We start from the raw sequence: 18,405 nt of genomic DNA on the forward strand, positions 1-18,405 counted from the left end.
CATTTGTTTTTTTACTCAGTTAATAACCTAGCAAGTATGACTTGCGGCAGGAAATAATATAAAAATATATATGGTTCTATTTTTTGATTTTATTATTTTATACCCGTCATATATCAAGGCTCTTAACAAAGAGAATAAACCGGAGGGCGATCTTATGCTTTCTTCTCATCTCTGCTGTCAGATAGCAACTTGTCCAGAATATCACTTTTCGATCACCAGCTGGGCCAGTTCACCATTCTGGTTGTGCATTGCAGTGATGGCATCGGTCAGTTGAGGGAAGCCAGGGTTCGGTAAAGCAAAAGGTAAATGCTTTGCTTGCCCTGGTGCGGAAAGCGTTGCTGCATGTAGGTGACGTGGTCAAGCTGTGGTCAAATCCGTTCCTGACCAGCTTGCGCTTCCCTCGCCACCTAACTCCATTCGTCAGAGCCCCGCTCCTTGGGGTAAACCGTAGGCACTGTTCAAAACGCCATGCGTTTTGTCCTGCAACTTCATTGAGCTTGGGTATATAATCGCACAAATTATTCAACGAATTTGGAAACCAAGATGACAAAGCTCACCTTACAAGAGCAGTTGCTAAAAGCGGGATTAGTGACCAGCAAAAAAGTGGCCAAAGTTCAAAGAACGGCTAAAAAGTCACGAGTTCAAGCTCGTGAGGCAAGAGAAGCGGTAGAAGAAAACAAAAAAGCACAACTTGAGCGTGATAAACAGCTTAGCGAACAACAAAAACAAGCTGCGTTGTCGAAAGAATATAAAGCTCAGGTGAAGCAACTGATTGAAATGAACAGAATCGTTATTTCAAAAGGCGATATTGATTTCAACTTCACAGATAATAATTTGATTAAAAAAGTGGCAGTGGATAAGCCAACCCAAGCTCAGTTGATCAATGGCCGCCTCGCCATTGCTCGTTTGGTGGTTGATAGCAGTGGTGGCAGTGAATACGCCATCATCCCCGCCAGCGTCGCTGATAAAATTGCGCAACGAGATGCCAACAGTATTGTATTAAACAGTGCGCTGAGTCAGGAAGAGCAAGATGAAGACGATCCGTATGCCGATTTTAAAGTACCCGACGATTTAATGTGGTAATTAATTTTTCGGATGTGAATGGTGAAAAGCCCCAAGGGGCTTTTCATTAAGGTTTTATCTTCACTCAGGGCATATGGAAAAACGCACGCTGGTAGTTGCTAGTGCCGTTACTATCAGGCTGATTGGGTTGTGTTTTTTGCTTCGTGATTTTTTCATCTCTACTACACTAATTATTATCCAGTGTGAACTATCTAGTGTAGTAAGTACCAGTCAGCATAAAGTCTAGCGGTTCGACATAAGAAAAGTCGCGGGAAGCGAGTATGCATAGATATAATGCACTTGCTTAGTCTATCTCATCCAGGACTTGTATGGATTCAAGCCATTCATGCAAAAAAATCAACCATAGGGAAGCTTGTAATATATTGTTTTTATTATAAAAAATCTCACATAACATGACGAAATTTTTATATGAAAATCATGTATATAGTAGAGAATACAACAATCTATACTAAATATAGTATTACCCTAGAATTAAGCCTTACAAACTTGATAAAGTTTCATTTTTAGCGTATATGAACAGTATACTCATTGAAAAAAAATGAGATGTAAGTATAATCGCTCGGTTTTTATGTGACGAAATGTTAAGGAAAAATAATGATTTACTTATTAAAGATGACTGAACAACAAAAAAAAATAGTGGACCGAAATGAGTCTACTGATAACACTACATCTTTAAATAATGTTGAAAGTTTAGTTGAACGCAGAAAGGCCATTTCTCAAAGTAAAGCTAGAGAAAAAGTGTTGTTAGCATCGTCAAAAATCACTTGGTAATATATTAAAATTAGTAAATTTTTATTTTTATTTTTATTTTTATTTTTATAAAATGATTTATATCATTCACCTGATTGCAACCTTATCAATAGATGTTATATATAAACTCAATCAATTATTTATATCTGGAGTGAATACATGGCACATTCAGCTGAGAATATTATTCCTGTTCAATTGAAAGAAAGACATAATTCTGATAGCATTAATGATATCAAAGGACGGCGCTCCCAAGAGCTTATTATTGGCCTATGTGGAGCAATTGGCTCTGGAATAAAAACTCTTAAAGAGCAAGTCATTTTTTGCCTCAAACAAAATGGTTATCATGTAGAGCACATCAGGATAAGTGATTTAATATCTGAGTTCACGAAGGTTAGCACATCAAGGCTAAATAACTTCGAGCGATATAATAAATTGCAAGATCTTGGTGACACACTTAGAGAAGAAAATAAAAATTTCATTTGTGCTGAACTTGCAATCCTGCGGATTCAAGAATTGCGTGAAGAAGTATATGGTAAAGATACTCGAGAACTAACAAAAAACACAAAGAAAACAGCTTATATAATCGACCAAATAAAACATCCTTCAGAAGTAGAACTTCTAAATCAAGTATATAAAAATAATTTCTATCTTGTTGGATTATTACGAACTGTAGCCGAGCGTGTACAGAATTTAAAAGACGAAGGAATTAGTGAAGATAACGTCCAGAAAATTATAGAAAGGGATAGGAAATCCTCAGAAAAATTTGGCCAACAAGTAGAGGAAACTTTACAGTTAGCAGATTTTTTTATTAAAAACCTTGACACTGAGGTAATGAAAAAGTCGGTTCAACGTTTTATTGATTTAATACATAGCGCAAATAATCTTACCCCGACCAAAGATGAATCAGGAATGTATGCTGCATATTCGGCATCTTTGGGATCAGCATGTTTATCACGTCAAGTAGGTGCATCTATAATGGATGTGTCTGGAAGTATAATTGCTACAGGTAGAAATGATGTTCCAGAATACGGTGGCGGGCTTTATACATCAGAGAGTAAAAAAGATAGGCGGTGCTTTAATAAAAATGGTTGTCATAATGATAAACATAAAGCCCTTTTAAAAATGGAAATCACAAATATTTTAAAAAGATGTAAACAACAAGACGCTGAGCAACTTGCTGAAGAAATAATGAAAGAAACCAAAGCGAAGTATTTAATAGAGTACTCACGAGCTGTTCATGCAGAAATGGATGCTATTGTTTCTCTGGCTAGAAATACAAGCATGGGAACAACTGGGAATACTTTATATTGTACTACTTATCCTTGCCATGTCTGTGCTCGTCATATTGTCGCAGCAGGCTTGCTGCGTGTTGTATATATCGAACCATATGAAAAAAGCCTAGCCTTGCAGTTGCATGATGATACGATTTGTCAGTCAGATCAGACTCCATCACCTGATAAAGTTTTGTTTGAAAACTTTGAAGGTGTAGCTCCCAAGAGATATGCGAAATTTTTCGGCTACAATAGGAAAAGAAAAGATAGCCAAGGTAAGCCAATTACATATAGTGTTGAGGAATCTTATCATGTTGACACACAATATCTTGATAGCTATTCTGATTACGAGTCTAAAGTAATCAATAATGTCAAAGCTAAATTTGATTTGTAATTATATCTAGCGCTACTATTCTTTCGACATATAAGTTAATGGAAATTAATTCATGACAAGGATCATTAAAAAATTTAATAATGATCCTTGTTTTCAATTTATTAATCAAAGGGAATTATACCTCAATACATATATCATTCCAAATACGAATGAGTTAACTTGATTTTTATTAGTATTTAGGGCTGGATTCACTTTATAATCCTAGTAACATAATAGGTCATCGGGATTACCTGTTTTCCGCCTATAAGAAAATATAATTATTTCGGATGAAGTTATACATTTTTATTTAATTAATCACAATGATTGCACTACAAATGTAATGCATTATGGTGTGTTACATCTGTAATGGCAGAGGAATACAAATGAGCACCATACAAATCCGTGTAGATGAGGAATTATAAAGGAATGCATATTATGCGTCTTGAAAAACTTAATCTTTCCCCATCCGATGTATTACGGTTATTTCTGCGTTATGTCGCTGAGCATGAAAAGCTGCCGTTTGCTGAGGTGTCTGTGATAGTGGGCGAGCAAGATGAAGATGCCGATATTCTGGCGGTGGTTCGTGAACGCTTGAAAACTCCAACCAAACGGATAAGGGTAGATCTTGATGATATTTAATATTGAGTTTTACGCATGTGCATTAAAGGAGGCAAATTATACACACCACTCGTCTGAAAAAGGTTGCCGATTCAGTCATGCTGACGGTGCCACCAGCGCGGCTCAATGCCCTTTCGTTGGGCTCAGGTAGCGAAGTAGGCCTGATCATTGATAATGGCTGGCTGATTGTTGAACCGCTCAGGTCTCCGCAGGATGCTCTCACTGAACGGCTAGCGCAGTGTGACCCACCAGTTGAACTCAGTGCAGAAGAGCGTGAATGGATTGATGCACCTGCCGCTGGCGGTGAGGTAATCTGACATGGAAAGAGGTGAAATCCGACCTTACAGGTTCAATACCGAGGGAGACGCCATATAAGCGGCAATATGCTTATCTCCCTCTAACGCCAAAATCATCACTCCCTGATATTAATAAAAGCCTTGCTTAAGGCCGCTCACCTTTTTGCAAGCGACTATTGATATCGGCAATCACTGGTAAAATATCTGCCAAGGTGTCGATAACATAGTGTGCGCCTGCTTGTTGCAGCTTCGCCTTAGCTGGTTCTCGCCGGGCGGTGATCGCCTGTTCACTCATGGCCTGATATTCCTCCCAGGTGGCACCAAACTCATTGCCGGAAACCGCCAGCCCTACGGTCCACATACCGGCGTTGAGCCCTTCGGTAATACCCGGTACCGAATCATCCACCTTGATGCAACGATGCACGCCATCAATACCCAACTCAATCACGTTGGCAAGTGCCATCCAGGGGCCAGGGCGACCGCCTGCTTTCAGGTCGTCGCTTGCCACCCAATAATCTGGCGTATATCCCTGTTCTGCGGCAGCAGGGACCAGAGCCTCCATCACTTGGCGCGGGTAGCCAGAGCAAGAACCGATGCGCATCCCCTGTTGTTGCAACATCGCCAGCACCGGTAATACCCCAGCAATAGGCGTGGCAAAATTGGTCACTGCCTCAATTTGCAGCGGCATAAAGGTGCGATAGAGGTGCTCCACCTCTTGGTCACTCATCGGGTGACCAAAACGTTCCTGCCAGCGGCTATCTACCGATGGCAAACGCCCTAAAGCGGTAATATGAGCGCGTTTTGCTAGCCCCATCGGCTGACGGGCTTCATCCAGGCTCACCGGGAAATCATAGGCACGGGAGAAGGCTTCAACAAAGATGGAGGTTGGGGCAAAGGAACCGAAATCGACCACGGTGCCCGCCCAATCCAGGATCAGTGCTTGTACATCAGACATGGGAATACTCCTGTTCAACGGTGGTTTCAACCTGGCTCAATGCCAGATCAAGAATAGCAATGGCACGCGCAAGTTCGGCGCGGCTAATGGTGAGCGGTGGTGACAGTTGGATCACATTGCCCTGCGAGACTTTGAAACTGAGCCCAAGTGACAAGCAACGATAGAGCAGTTGTTCTGCCTCTTTGGTTGCTCGTTCACGGCTTTGGTGGTTACGCACCAGATCAAGCGCCCACAGCAGGCCGGTCCCCCGTACTTGACCGATCAGCGGGTGACGGTGAGCCAACTTGGCTAACTCATCCGCCATAAAGTCCCCATCGGCAACCACCTTGGCGAGAAGCTGTTCCTCGCGGATCACCTCAATGGTGGCCAAGGCCGCAGCACAACCGATGGGGCTTTTCTCATGGGTATAGTGACCCAGGGAAATCGCCGCCGCCTGATTGAAACGATCACGGGTGATCAAGGCAGCAAAGGGCACGATGCCCCCGCCTAATCCCTTCCCCAGGCAGATGATATCAGGCTCAATACCAAAGTGTTCGAAGCTGAACCAGTGCCCGGTGCGCCCCAGGGCGTTGGGGATCTCATCAACAATCAACAACACACCATGGCGATCGCAAATCTCGCGGATGCGTTGCCAATACGCCTTGGAGGGCACCTGTACATCGGTATTGCGGATAGGTTCGGCAATAAAGGCACCGATCCCGCCCTCTTTTTCAATCACATATTCAAGGTAATCGGCGTAGTGCAGGTCTTCCCCTTCGCCACGATACCAAACCCCGCGATAGCGAGTCGGCGGTGGAATACGCTCCACTCCCGCCATCAGCGGCCCCATGCCAGCACGGAAGCAGGCCTCTCCGCCGACGGCAATAGCATCAAGGGAGGCACCGTGGAACGCATCCCACAAAGAAACCACTTTGCTGTTGCCGGTAATAAAGCGGGCCAGTTTGAGGGCTATCCCCACCACTTCGCTGCCACCAGGGGCAAACAGCACCCGGTTAAGGTCACCAGGGGCCAATTCAGCGAGGGTGCGGGCGCACTCGATAGCGATAGGGTGAGTATAACGCCGTGGCACAAATGGCAGTGATGCCAGTTGCTGTTGTACCCGTTTCACCACCTTGGGGTGGCCGTGCCCAAGTTGGTGCACGTTGTTACCATGAAAATCAAGATATTGCTTACCTGACTGGCTGGTGAGGAGCGCGCCTTCAGCAGCCGTCAGCACATCAAGGCAGGGCGTTGATAGCGCCTGATGGAGAAAGTAGCGGCTATCTTCAGCCAGGGACTCTTGAGTGGCTGCGCTTTGTTCGGCCCACCACTGCTCCCGGGCCGCACTTTGGTTGATATCCCCTTCCGTGTCCGCCCCACCAGCGGGTAGTATCAACGGGTGTTTCATGCGTTGGCTTCCAGCCAGTAGCTGGCTTGCTGTATCGCCGCCAATAACTGCTGAATTTGCTGTGGGGTGACATTGCCGATATTGCCGATGCGAAAACAATCCGCTTTCGAGACTTTGCCTGGATAGATCACAAACCCCTGTGCTTTGAGGCGCTGGTAAAAATCGACAAAACGGTAATCGGGATGAGTCGGGGAATAGAAGGCGGTGATAATCGGAGATTGCCACTCCTTGGGCAACAACGGTTCAAAACCGAGCGCCTGCATTCCGGCTACCAACGTGTGTTGGTTTTCCTGATAACGTTGATAGCGTGCGCTGACGCCGCCTTCTTCATCCAACTCGCGCAACGCCTGGGCAAAGGCTAATACTGTATGGGTCGGGGAGGTAAAACGCCATTTCCCCCCCTGTTGTTCCATGGTTTGCCACTGGGCATGAAGGTCAAGAGAGACTGAACGGGCTTTACCGGCACAAGCGGCCAAGGCGGCGCGACGGGCAATAACAAAACCAAAACCCGGTACGCCCTGAATGCACTTGTTGGCTGAGCTGATAAGAAACTCGACACCAAGCTGGCCGATATCAAAAGGAATGCCGCCAAAGCTGCTCATTGCATCGAGGATCAGGCGGATCCCATGGCGTTGACAGAGGCTGGCAACCTGTTCCAAGGGGTTCAACATACCGGTGGTGGTTTCGCAGTGAACCATGGCCAGATGGCTGATTTCAGGGTGCCTTATCAACAGTTCTTCCAGATCCTGCACCTCTGGGCGGGCGGTTTCACCACAATCCAGCACCCGATGGTTCAGCCCCAGACATTGAGCCATCTCCACCATCCGGGCACCGTAGGCTCCGTTGTTGACAATCAGCACGCAGTCATCAGCACCCAATGCGGACCCCAGTACGCTCTCTACCACATAGCTGCCACTGCCTTGCAGTAATACCGCGCTGTAATCGTTGGCAAATTCCGGGCTGGTTGCCAGGCGCACCAGTTCACGGCGGATGGGTTCCACCACGCCAAGATTATAATCAGCATCCCAGGTACAGCTGTCTTGTAACATCGCCGCTCGCACGGAAGCCGTGGTGGACAGAGGGCCCGGGGTCAACAATAGATAATCGACAGCCTCTTGTGTAGGGGGAATATGGGTCATCATTACGCTCTCTTTTGGTATAGACCAGAATAAAGCCATTGTGAGCAACTTATTCGACCAGGTCAAAGGGGGTGCCTATCGTGCAACAAAAAATTCATGTTTCACGCCCTTGATGAGATAAGCTCTCTGTTCCGGCTTTATTGGTTATTACTGGTCTTGACCAACACCAAGGTTCATCATGACGAAACCGCAATACCTGCAAATCAAAGATGCTCTTATCACCCAGATTCAGGCCGGGGGATTGGTAGCCAATGACCGCCTCCCCTCCGAGCGGTTGTTGTGCGAACTCTATGGCACCACCCGGGTGACCATCCGCGAAGCATTAGTCCAGTTGGAGGCTAATGGCCTTATTTATCGGGAAGATCGCCGGGGCTGGTTCGTCACGCCGCCGCGCTTTCAACTCAAACCACGGCATACCTCCAATTTTCACCAGATAGTGCGTGAACAGGGCGGTGAACCGCGCACCGAATTGCTGGAAAAGGGCCGTAAAGCTGTTCCACCGTTTCTGCTTAATCGGCTGTTACTCAAGCCATTTGACAGTATCTTCCTGCTCAAGCGGCTGCGTTTTGCCAATGAGCGGGCAATCTGTTATTGCGAGAACTACTGCCTGCCTGAACGCGTACCGGGCCTGTTAGATCTCAATCTCAATGGCAGCTTGACTGAGCTTTACCAGAGCCATTACGGGTTACATTACGCCCGTATGCAGGTGACCTTTTACCCCACGGCGCTACCGGATGAGGTTGCCAGCCATTTAGGGGCCACGGCGGGGCTACCGGCACTTCGCTTGGAGAGACTTAACTTCGATCAGCATGGGCAGGTACTGGATTTTGACCTGGAGTATTGGCGTCACGACAGCCTGGAAATTGAAGTGGATACCCAAGATTAAACGCATCAAGTTGTCATATTGACGTCACGGGGGTGTCATAAAGATCCCCTAATCTTTCTCCCATATCATCTGGTTTATACCAATTTTGCTGGAGAAAACATGAAACCGATAACTTCTTTGCTCATCACCTCGCTGATTGCCGGTATCGCTGCACCGGCAGTGGCTAATACCGATCTGACTGTCTATACCGCCTTCGAGCCCGAGCAACTGGCTGAATTAAAAAGCGCTTTCGAACAGCAACACCCGGATATAAATATTAAGTGGGTGCGCGATTCTACTGGGGTGGTTACGGCGCGCTTGTTGGCAGAAAAAGCGCAACCTAAAGCCGACGCAGTATGGGGGCTGGCCGCCACCAGCCTGATGCAACTCGATCAACAGCAAATGCTGGCAGGGTATGCCCCTAAAGGGTTGGAGAAACTGGATAGCCGTTTCCGTGACGACAAGGCACAACCTCACTGGATTGGGCTGGATGCCTTTTTCAGCGCCATTTGCTTTAACGAGGTAGAGGCTAAAAAACAAGGGATCCCTGCCCCAGAAAGTTGGGCTGACCTCACTAAGCCTATCTACAAGGGTAAAGTGATCATGCCTAATCCCAGCTCTTCGGGTACTGGCTTCCTGAGCGTCGCAGGTTGGTTACAGACCATGGGGGAACAGCAAGGCTGGCAGTTTATGAATGACCTGCACCAGAATATCAGCCGTTATACCCATTCAGGTTCAGCACCTTGTAAACTGGCGGCCAGCGGTGAAACGGTGGTCGGTATCTCGTTTGATTTCCCTGCTGCGAGCCTTAAGGCTAAAGGCGCCCCCATTGAAGTGATCTTCCCCAAAGAAGGCTCCGGTTGGGATATGGAAGCCGCCGCTATCATCAAAGGCACCAGCAAGTTGCAAGCCGCGCAGCAGTTGCTGGATTTCGCGGCAACAGAACAGGCTAACAGGCTGTATAACAAGTCGTTCGCTGTGGTTGCCATCCCACAGGTGGCACAAGCTCGGCCAGGTTACCCGGCTGATATCAACAGCCAGATGATCAAGAATGATTTTGCCTGGGCGGCCCGTGAGCGTGACAATATACTGACCCGCTGGAACTCTAACTTCTCTGGCAAGACTGAAGCTAAAAAATAAGCGGGTTGTTACCGCACAGGCTGACCATCGTCGGTCTGTGCTGGTTGTCTTCCCCTTGGTTAGTCGCGCCTTAATCAGCTTGTCACTGTTTATTCATGGCATCGTCATATTTCAACGCTAAATTGGTATAGACCAAAAATAGCCGCGAGCCTTGTCATGACCCAGCCCTATCTGGATATCAAACACCTTAACAAACACTTCAAGGCCTTTCAGGCACTCAAAGATATCTCCCTGACCGTAAAGAAAGGGGAGTTTGTCTGTTTTCTCGGCCCCTCCGGGTGTGGAAAAACCACCTTATTACGGGCTATCGCCGGGCTTGATCTGCCAGACAGCGGTGAAATCTGGCAAGGGGGGTGCGATATTTCACAGCTCCCTCCGCAGAGACGGGATTTTGGCATTGTATTCCAGTCTTATGCCCTGTTCCCTAATCTAACAGTGGCGGAGAACATTGCGTTTGGGTTGCGAAATCAAGGGCTCGATAGTCAGGTAGTAAAAGAGCGGGTGGAGCATTGGCTCGCCTTGATTGGCCTTGGTGCGCAGTCGAATAAATATCCAAGCCAAATCTCAGGTGGCCAACAACAGCGAGTGGCTTTAGCCAGGGCTTTGGCTTTATCCCCGGGGTTATTGCTACTGGATGAACCCCTAAGTGCCCTCGATGCGCTGGTACGTACTCATCTGCGTAGTGAAATTCGTGCCCTGCAACAACGGTTGGGGATCACCACAATTATGGTGACTCACGATCAGGAAGAAGCGCTCACTATGGCAGACCGCATTGTGGTGATGGAACATGGCACCATTGTGCAAGTCGGGACGCCGCAGGAGATCTACCACCATCCCGCAAGCCGTTTTGTTGCCAGCTTTGTTGGCAGTATGAACTTTCTCGATACGCAGGTACTCAATGCTCAGCAGGTGCGTCTTAACGAGCAGCCGCTGCCGCTGACCAATCATGCCGCTGCAGGCAGTACGTTGCAGGTGGCTATCCGCCCTGAAGCTATCAGCCTGGCCCCACCAGCGCAGCAAGGGCTACAAGCCAGGATTGAGCAAGTGGAGTTTCTCGGTTCTGCCCAGCGGTTGATCTGCCTGGCCGATACGCTAATGGGCCCCCAGCGGCTGCTGGTACAACTCTCTAACGATGAAGGTCAAGACTGGCGCAGTGGCATGGCGTGCTCTCTGCACTGGCCCACCAGTGCTATGCAACCTTTTTATGGGAAAGCCGCATGACACAGCATCTTGTTACCACCGTTCCTCGTTATTCAATCTGGCAACGGTTATGGGGTAGTTGGAGCCGCGATAAGGGCCTACAGTTGATTCTGTTGCTACTGGGGATTGCCTTGTTCGCAGGTGGGCTGCTGTTCCCGGTGCTCGCCATGCTGCAAAAAAGCCTGCAAGACAGTGACGGTAGCTGGGTCGGCTTTGCCAACTTCCGTCATTATCTTTCCACCCCATCGCTGGGGCGTACCATCAGTAATACCCTTTCGCTTGGCTTGAGCATTACGCTATTGGTGGTCACTGTCGCCTTTGGTTATGCCTATGCGCTGACCCGTACTTGCATGCCCGGGAAATCCCTGTTCCGCTTGATTGCTCTTATTCCTCTCCTGATGCCCTCATTGTTACCGGCTATCAGTCTGGTTTACTGGTTTGGTAACCAGGGGATTGCCAAAGGGTTACTGGGTGATGCGAGCATCTATGGCCCCATTGGTATCGTGATGGGCCTCAGTTTTTGGTGCTTTCCTCATGCCTTGATGATTCTTATTACCGCTCTCAGTCATAGTGATGCACGCCTTTACGAGGCGGCCAAGGTGCTCGGTAGCCCTGCCTGGCGAACCTTTTTCACCGTGACGTTGCCCGCTGCTCGCTATGGTTTGCTCAGTGCGGCGATTGCCGTTTTCACGCTCACTATCTGTGACTTCGGGGTGGCGAAAGTTATCGGCGGGCAGTTTAGTGTGTTGGCGACGGATATCTATATCCAGGTTGTCGGGCTGCAAAACTTTTCACTGGGTGCGGTGACCAGCGTCATCCTTTTGCTGCCAGCGCTATTGAGCTTTGCCCTGGAGCACCGGGTGCGCAGTAAGATGCAGGAACAAAGTAATAGCCGGTCAGTTCCCTATCAACCAGCACCACATCGCTTGCGGGACTTACTGGCTCTGCTTTGGTGCAGCCTGTGGGCGCTGCTGTTTTTCGCCCTGGTGGGGATGGCCATCTATGGATCGCTGGTACAGTTCTGGCCTTATAAACTCAATTTGACGTTAGATCACTACGCCTTTAACAGTAATAGTGTTTATGGCTGGCAACCCTTTATCAATACGCTAAAACTGGGGGCGCTCACGGCCATCAGTGGAACGGTTATCATCATGGTCATCGCCTGGGTGCAAGAGAAAGGGCAGTATTTCGCCCCGTTGCGCCACCTCATCCACCTGCTTGCCATGCTTTCGCTGGCAGTACCCGGGCTGGTGCTGGGGTTGGGCTATATCTTCTTTTTTAACCGTGCTGACAGTTTGCTAAGTGCTCTATACGGTACTTTGCCGTTGATGGTGCTCTCTTGTGTGATCCACTACTACACAGTGGGCCATATGACCGCGCTGACCAGCCTGAAGCAGTTACCGAAAGAGCTGGAGCTGGTTGCCATCTCTTTGCGTATTTCGCAGTGGAAAACATTCTGGCGGATCACCCTGCCAGCCTCACTGCCTGCTTTATTGGAGATCTTCATCTACTTGTTTGTTAACGCCATGACCACCACCTCGGCGGTGATCTTCCTCTACTCCAGCGACACGGTGTTGGCTTCGGTTGCGGTGCTGAATATGGAGGATTCCGGGGATACCGCCACCGCGGCCGCCATGGCAACGTTGATCTTGCTGGCAGCGGCTACGGTTAAGCTTATTCAGCTTGGCCTCAGCCGCGCACTGTTGGAAAGAACTCAGCGCTGGCGCCAGAGTTAAGAGATAAAAGATAAGAGTTAAGAGATAAGAGATCCGCGAGAGTGAGGTTCCCCTCTCGCGGCATCGGCGGGAAAGGCATCAACGGTAAGACTAAACTAACCTCCTTTATCGGGTAATACGCGCAATAAAGCACACATTATGCTTAACCAATAAAAAACGGCAGTGGTAGGCTTGGCACGTGTTTTTAGCAAAACCCGAATAACCCGACTTCAGCGGTAGAAACGTTTGAGCATCGCCAAGATTTTCGCAGCTTGATTGGCGACGGGTATAGATAAGGAATATTTAAGATGAAAGAAGTATACAAAGGAATGACTCGCGAGCAATTAGATGCTGCATACAATAATACTAAAGCCGTTAAAAACTTTGCCGAGCTACTAGGTGAGTTTCAGGCCAGAAGCAAAAAATTATATTCAGAAAAGAGCTCACAAAGAAACATACCTTATCACTCATCCCCAAGAACCACCTTCGACTACTTCCCTGCCGACAAAAAAGGGTGCCCTACCTTTATTTTTATCCACGGCGGCTATTGGCAGAACTGTAACAAAGAGGATTTTGCCTTTATTGCCAACGGCATTTTAAATGCAGGGATTAATGTTATTCTCGCCGAATACACTTTAGCGCCCGATGCATCAATGACACAAATAGTTAGCGAGATTGGCCTACTCTTAGATTACCTCCATCAGCATCGTGCTGAATTTAATATTACCCAAGGTAAAGTCTGTCTTGGTGGCCATTCCGCTGGCGGCCATTTAACCGCTATTCACCGCAGCCACCCGCTGATTTCACATTCCATGCCAATCAGCGCGTTGATTGATTTACAACCTATCAGCCTATGCTGGTTGAATGAGAAACTAGCATTAACCGGTGAAGAGATAGAGAAATACAGCCCCATCAATAAACTCACCCAAGGTGGACCAACCGCTGTTCATGTTGGTGGTGGGGAGTTACCTGAGCTGATAAGGCATTCTCAAGAGCTCTATGACGGGCTTAAGGCTATTGGGTGTGATGTCACCTATCAAGAAGTGGGTCACGATGACCATTTTACTCAGTTGTATGAATTTGAACGCGCGGATGGTCTGTTGGTTAACTCATTGCAGGCGTTGTTCGAAAAAGCCTGACCGATGATTTTATTAAATAAATAGGAATATTGACTGACGCCGGATAAAAAAAGCCCCGCCATTACGACGGGGAAAATAGGGATGGTATTATGGCAAGGAAAAACAGGGTTTACTCAGTCGTACTCTACTTCTGGGCAGAAGTTCCTTGTAAACCAGAAATATGCTGCATACGTTGCTGATGTTTCTGGTCTAAAACATTTTTTTGCTCTGGTGTCAGCAGGTTATACATTTGGTTGCGTATCCGGGCCAATTCGACCTGGTGTTTTACCTGCTGATGAACCATTTTTTCCGCCTGGTCGTGCACGGCGGCTTCATCAAATTTATTTGCCGTCACCAGTTTATACATGGTGTCTATTTCTACTACATTAACCCCTGGCGGGTCGTCATGACCCTGGCGCATTAAGTCGCGCATTTGCTGGCGTTGCTGTTCAGTAAGGTCAACGCCATCAAATATGTGATTCTGACCTGAGGTTCCAAGTAAAAAGTCATCAACATAAGGCAGGTCAGTTTTCGGTGCAGCAAAAGCAGGAGTGCTAGAACCTATCACTAGCATTGATGCCATAACCACTGCGCCTACCTTAAACATTTGAGCTCCTCGCGCTTTCTGACTTTGCGAATCAACGAAGAGCAGTGTATCGCCGTACCTGCAAACATGCGTCAGTGCATGTAAAACTACGTAAAGTCATGGAATGCCAGCAGTTGATAGCGTATTTTGCCTTTGGAGGTAAAGCACAATGAATAAAATTCTGTTAGTTGACGACGACCGCGAGTTAACCTCGCTACTGAAAGAACTGCTCGAAATGGAAGGGTTTAACATTGTCGTCGCTTACGACGGTGAACAGGCGTTGTCGCTGCTAGACAGCTCCATCGATCTGCTGTTGCTCGATATCATGATGCCGAAGAAAAACGGTATCGATACCTTGAAAGAGCTGCGCCAGAATCACCAGACGCCCGTGATCATGCTGACAGCACGCGGTAGTGAACTGGATCGGGTTCTTGGCCTGGAACTGGGGGCGGATGACTATCTGCCGAAACCGTTTAATGACCGCGAACTGCTTGCTCGTATCCGGGCTATTCTGCGCCGTTCCAACTGGAACGAACAGCAGCAGACTATGGATAACGGTGCCCCTACGCTGGATGTAGATGGCCTGCAACTCAACCCAGGTCGCCAAGAAGCCAGTTTTGATGGGCATGAGTTGGAGCTGACGGGTACCGAATTTACCTTACTCTATTTGCTGGCAAAGCATCTTGGGCAGGTGGTTTCCCGCGAGTTACTCAGCCAGGAAGTGCTGGGTAAACGTTTGACACCCTTTGATCGCGCGATTGATATGCACATCTCCAACTTACGGCGTAAATTGCCGAACCGTAAAGATGGTCATCCTTGGTTCAAAACCTTGCGTGGTCGCGGTTATTTGATGGTATCTGCTACATGATTAATAGTTTGACGGCACGCATCTTCGCTATTTTCTGGTTCACATTAGCGTTGGTGCTGATGCTGGTGTTGATGGTGCCCAAACTTGATTCACGCCAAATGACCTCATTGCTAGACAGCGAACAGCGGCAAGGGGTGATGCTGGAGCAGCACGTCGAGGCTGAGCTGCAAAACGATCCGCCCAATGACTTGATGTGGTGGCGGCGGCTGTTTCGTGCCATCGAGAAATGGGCTCCACCGGGCCAGCGCCTGCTGCTGGTCACCAGCGAAGGGCGAGTGATTGGCGCACAGCGTAATGAGATGCAGGTGGTGCGCAATTTCATCGGTCAATCAGATAACTCAGACCAACCGAAAAAGAAAAAGTATGGCCGAGTAGAGTTAGTCGGTCCTTTCTCGATTAGTGATGGTGAAGATAATTACCAGTTGTACTTGATCAGGCCCGCCAACAGCCCGCAATCAGATTTTATTAATCTGCTGTTTGATAGGCCATTAATGATGCTGATTTTCACCATGCTGATCAGCGCCCCGCTATTGCTCTGGTTGTCTTGGAGCCTGGCTAAACCTGCGCGCAAGTTGAAAAATGCTGCCGATGATGTGGCTCACGGCAACCTGAAGCAGCACCCGGAACTGGAGTCCGGGCCACAAGAGTTCCTGGCCACCGGCGCCAGTTTTAACCAGATGGTGAGCGCGCTCGAAAGAATGATGACTGCCCAGCAACGGCTGATTTCTGATATTTCCCACGAATTGCGCACCCCATTAACCCGTCTACAGTTGGCAACCGCGTTAATGCGTCGCCGCCACGGTGAAGGGCATGAGCTTGCACGGATTGAAATGGAAGCCCAACGCCTGGATTCAATGATTAACGATTTACTGCAGTTATCTCGTGGGCAGCAAAAGAGCGAACTGGCACGCGAACTAGTGAAAGCCAATCAATTGTGGGCCGAGGTGCTGGATAACGCCGGTTTTGAAGCCGAACAGATGGGGAAACAACTGGCTGTCACCGCGCCCCCAGGCCCCTGGACCCTCTATGGTAACCCTGCGGCGCTGGATAGTGCATTGGAAAATATTATCCGCAATGCCTTACGTTATTCTCATACGCAGATCGCCGTGGCATTTAGTGTTGATAATCAGGGCATTACTATCGTGGTCGATGATGATGGCCCCGGTGTCAGCCCGGAAGAGCGCGAACAGATTTTCCGGCCATTTTACCGCACCGATGAAGCCCGTGACCGTCAATCCGGTGGATCTGGTCTCGGTTTGGCCATTGTGGAAGCCGCCGTCAATCAGCATCGTGGCTGGATCAAAGCAGAAGACAGTCCGTTGGGTGGGTTACGCTTGGTATTATGGCTGCCATTACATCAGCGTTAATCGCCAGCGTTACAAGATTTTGTTATTCTGCTCGCCTCGTCGTGAGAGGCTTTTGACATGCTGAATATCGTTTTATTTGAACCCGAAATTCCACCTAATACCGGCAATATTATCCGTCTGTGTGCTAATACCGGTTTCCAACTGCATCTGATCGAGCCGATGGGGTTCCCTTGGGATGATAAACGCCTACGCCGAGCCGGGCTGGATTACCATGAGTTTGTCAGCATCAAGCGCCATGCCGATTATGCGACTTTCCTCGCCAGCGAAAACCCCCAGCGGCTATTCGCTCTGACCACTAAAGGCACACCAGCACACAGTGCGGTCAGCTACCAGGCTGGGGATTATCTGCTATTTGGCCCAGAAACCCGCGGCCTGCCCGCCAGTATTCTGGATGAGCTACCTGCACAACAGAAAATTCGTATCCCCATGCTGGCCCAGAGCCGTAGTATGAACCTGTCAAACGCTGTCTCGGTGGTGGTTTATGAAGCCTGGCGCCAATTGGACTACGCAGGTGCACTAATCAAAGAGTAGCGCGTACAGTTGATATTACGCGAGAGTGGTGTTCAAAAGTGCACCGTGCTTTTATCCGGCAACTTGATTTCACTGGGGTATATACCCAAGTTCAAAGAAATTGCAGGTAGACGGCAAGCGCTGGTCCGCAGGGTGAACCTCATGGAAGAGGTTTATTAACCCCGATAAGCTTACATGGGTAAGTGATTCGGGTGAGCGAGCGTAGCCAACGCAGCGCCGCGCTGCCAACAACTCGAATTATTTAGTGTATAGCGCTAGATCCCGTCGCCATATTCAAATCCGTTATTGTCGCCGTTGAAGTACTGATCCATATCCATGGAAGGAGTATCACTTTCCGGGCGACCAACAATACGCGCGGGAACGCCAGCAGCGGTGGTATGTGGCGGAACCGACTGTAATACCACCGAACCTGCACCAATTTTTGCCCCTTTGCCCACTTCAATATTGCCGAGGATTTTAGCCCCCGCGCCAATCATCACCCCTTCACGGATTTTCGGATGGCGATCCCCCCCGGTTTTGCCTGTCCCACCCAGCGTCACCGACTGCAGAATAGAGACGTTATTCTCCACCACGGCGGTTTCACCGATCACAATACCGGTGGCATGGTCGAGCATAATGCCGCAACCAATGTTGGCGGCCGGGTGTATATCGACACAAAAAGCGACGGAGATTTGGTTTTGCAGATAAATAGCCAAAGCCTGACGGCCTTGCTTCCATAGCCAATGACCAATACGGTAAGCCTGCAAGGCATGGAAACCTTTCAGATAGAGCAATGGCGTTGAGTATTTATCCACAGCAGGGTCACGCAAGCGTACCGCCAGAATATCGCGGGCGGCGGAAACAATCATCTGTGCATCAGAACGGTAGGCATCTTCCACCACTTCACGCACGGCAATCGCTGGCATGATGGGGTTAGCCAATTTATTGGCCAGAATATAACTCAGTGCACTGCCCAGATTTTCATGCTTGAGCAAGGTCGCATGAAAAAAGCTGGCCAACATCGGTTCACATTCAGCCAATGCCCTCGCTTCTGATTTAATATTGTTCCACACCTGTGCTAACTCTTCTGACGACATCCCTTTTTCTCCGCCTCAAAAAAACAGCCTTTCGCCATCACTCCAGCACCCGAGCAATACCTCGGGG

Annotated in this window: 17 protein-coding genes and 1 pseudogene; 13 read left to right on the forward strand and 5 right to left on the reverse strand. The window is 48.5% G+C overall.

Annotation, left to right across the window (positions count from 1 at the left end):
• The first annotated feature begins 543 nt into the window (after positions 1–543).
• The 5 genes and pseudogenes from IO95_RS21520 (at position 544) to IO95_RS21535 (ending at position 4,412) form a co-directional block, all read left to right on the forward strand.
• Entirely contained in the window at positions 544–1,083 is a 540-nt protein-coding gene (locus IO95_RS21520) for a DUF2058 domain-containing protein (protein WP_023492844.1), read from the forward strand.
• A 594-nt stretch (positions 1,084–1,677) separates the two neighbouring features.
• The gene (locus tag IO95_RS25730) at positions 1,678–1,854 is read left to right on the forward strand and encodes a hypothetical protein (RefSeq protein ID WP_023492934.1); all 177 of its coding nucleotides are present in this window, start codon (positions 1,678–1,680) and stop codon (positions 1,852–1,854) included.
• 138 nt (positions 1,855–1,992) lie between these two features.
• Positions 1,993–3,498, forward strand: a complete 1,506-nt coding sequence (locus tag IO95_RS21525) for an anti-phage dCTP deaminase (protein WP_023492933.1) — start codon at positions 1,993–1,995, stop codon at positions 3,496–3,498.
• Between the two features lie 362 nt (positions 3,499–3,860).
• Positions 3,861–4,116, forward strand: a pseudogene (locus IO95_RS21530) (type II toxin-antitoxin system RelB/DinJ family antitoxin).
• 38 nt (positions 4,117–4,154) lie between these two features.
• Positions 4,155–4,412: an antitoxin gene (locus tag IO95_RS21535; RefSeq protein ID WP_037384810.1), complete on the forward strand. Its 258-nt coding sequence runs from the start codon at positions 4,155–4,157 to the stop codon at positions 4,410–4,412.
• Between the two features lie 124 nt (positions 4,413–4,536).
• Here the strand turns inward: IO95_RS21535 and phnX are convergent, their stop codons facing one another.
• Genes phnX through phnW form a run of 3 tightly spaced genes read right to left on the reverse strand, consistent with a single transcriptional unit; the run spans position 4,537 to position 7,872 of the window.
• Positions 4,537–5,346 (reverse strand): phosphonoacetaldehyde hydrolase, encoded by an 810-nt coding sequence (gene phnX / locus IO95_RS21540; protein ID WP_023492341.1) that lies wholly within the window; start codon positions 5,344–5,346, stop codon positions 4,537–4,539.
• Positions 5,339–6,733 (reverse strand): aspartate aminotransferase family protein, encoded by a 1,395-nt coding sequence (locus IO95_RS21545; RefSeq protein WP_023492342.1) that lies wholly within the window; start codon positions 6,731–6,733, stop codon positions 5,339–5,341. The genes phnX and IO95_RS21545 overlap by 8 nt, the downstream gene beginning before the upstream one ends.
• The gene (gene phnW / locus IO95_RS21550; protein WP_037384979.1) at positions 6,730–7,872 is read right to left on the reverse strand and encodes a 2-aminoethylphosphonate--pyruvate transaminase; all 1,143 of its coding nucleotides are present in this window, start codon (positions 7,870–7,872) and stop codon (positions 6,730–6,732) included. Before phnW ends, IO95_RS21545 begins: the two co-directional genes overlap by 4 nt.
• A 178-nt stretch (positions 7,873–8,050) precedes the next feature.
• Between phnW and phnR the strand changes: the two genes are divergently transcribed.
• The 5 genes from phnR (at position 8,051) to IO95_RS21575 (ending at position 13,931) form a co-directional block, all read left to right on the forward strand.
• Entirely contained in the window at positions 8,051–8,758 is a 708-nt protein-coding gene (gene phnR / locus IO95_RS21555) for a phosphonate utilization transcriptional regulator PhnR (protein WP_023492344.1), read from the forward strand.
• A gap of 99 nt (positions 8,759–8,857) precedes the next feature.
• Positions 8,858–9,877: a putative 2-aminoethylphosphonate ABC transporter substrate-binding protein gene (locus IO95_RS21560; RefSeq protein WP_023492346.1), complete on the forward strand. Its 1,020-nt coding sequence runs from the start codon at positions 8,858–8,860 to the stop codon at positions 9,875–9,877.
• Between the two features lie 156 nt (positions 9,878–10,033).
• Positions 10,034–11,098 carry a putative 2-aminoethylphosphonate ABC transporter ATP-binding protein gene (locus tag IO95_RS21565; RefSeq protein WP_023492348.1) on the forward strand — a complete coding sequence of 355 codons (1,065 nt, stop codon included), beginning with the start codon at positions 10,034–10,036 and terminating at the stop codon, positions 11,096–11,098.
• Positions 11,095–12,813 (forward strand): putative 2-aminoethylphosphonate ABC transporter permease subunit, encoded by a 1,719-nt coding sequence (locus IO95_RS21570; protein WP_023492350.1) that lies wholly within the window; start codon positions 11,095–11,097, stop codon positions 12,811–12,813. The genes IO95_RS21565 and IO95_RS21570 overlap by 4 nt, the downstream gene beginning before the upstream one ends.
• 287 nt (positions 12,814–13,100) lie before the next feature.
• Positions 13,101–13,931, forward strand: a complete 831-nt coding sequence (locus tag IO95_RS21575; protein WP_037384812.1) for an alpha/beta hydrolase — start codon at positions 13,101–13,103, stop codon at positions 13,929–13,931.
• Between the two features lie 124 nt (positions 13,932–14,055).
• Here the strand turns inward: IO95_RS21575 and cpxP are convergent, their stop codons facing one another.
• Positions 14,056–14,517 carry a cell-envelope stress modulator CpxP gene (gene cpxP / locus IO95_RS21580; RefSeq protein WP_023491255.1) on the reverse strand — a complete coding sequence of 154 codons (462 nt, stop codon included), beginning with the start codon at positions 14,515–14,517 and terminating at the stop codon, positions 14,056–14,058.
• 148 nt (positions 14,518–14,665) lie between these two features.
• On the opposite strand from cpxP, the gene cpxR reads away from it, so the two are divergent.
• The 3 genes from cpxR to trmL are packed head-to-tail and all read left to right on the forward strand — an operon-like array spanning position 14,666 to position 17,262.
• Positions 14,666–15,364 (forward strand): envelope stress response regulator transcription factor CpxR, encoded by a 699-nt coding sequence (gene cpxR / locus IO95_RS21585; protein ID WP_023491254.1) that lies wholly within the window; start codon positions 14,666–14,668, stop codon positions 15,362–15,364.
• On the forward strand, positions 15,361–16,731 hold the full coding sequence (gene cpxA, locus IO95_RS21590; RefSeq protein WP_023491253.1) for an envelope stress sensor histidine kinase CpxA: 1,371 nt from the start codon (positions 15,361–15,363) through the stop codon (positions 16,729–16,731). The genes cpxR and cpxA overlap by 4 nt, the downstream gene beginning before the upstream one ends.
• Before the next feature lie 57 nt (positions 16,732–16,788).
• Positions 16,789–17,262: a tRNA (uridine(34)/cytosine(34)/5-carboxymethylaminomethyluridine(34)-2'-O)-methyltransferase TrmL gene (gene trmL / locus IO95_RS21595; protein WP_023491252.1), complete on the forward strand. Its 474-nt coding sequence runs from the start codon at positions 16,789–16,791 to the stop codon at positions 17,260–17,262.
• Between the two features lie 254 nt (positions 17,263–17,516).
• Here the strand turns inward: trmL and cysE are convergent, their stop codons facing one another.
• Entirely contained in the window at positions 17,517–18,338 is an 822-nt protein-coding gene (cysE, locus tag IO95_RS21600) for a serine O-acetyltransferase (protein ID WP_023491251.1), read from the reverse strand.
• Positions 18,339–18,405 lie beyond the last annotated feature (67 nt).

This window comes from Serratia sp. DD3, assembly GCF_000496755.2.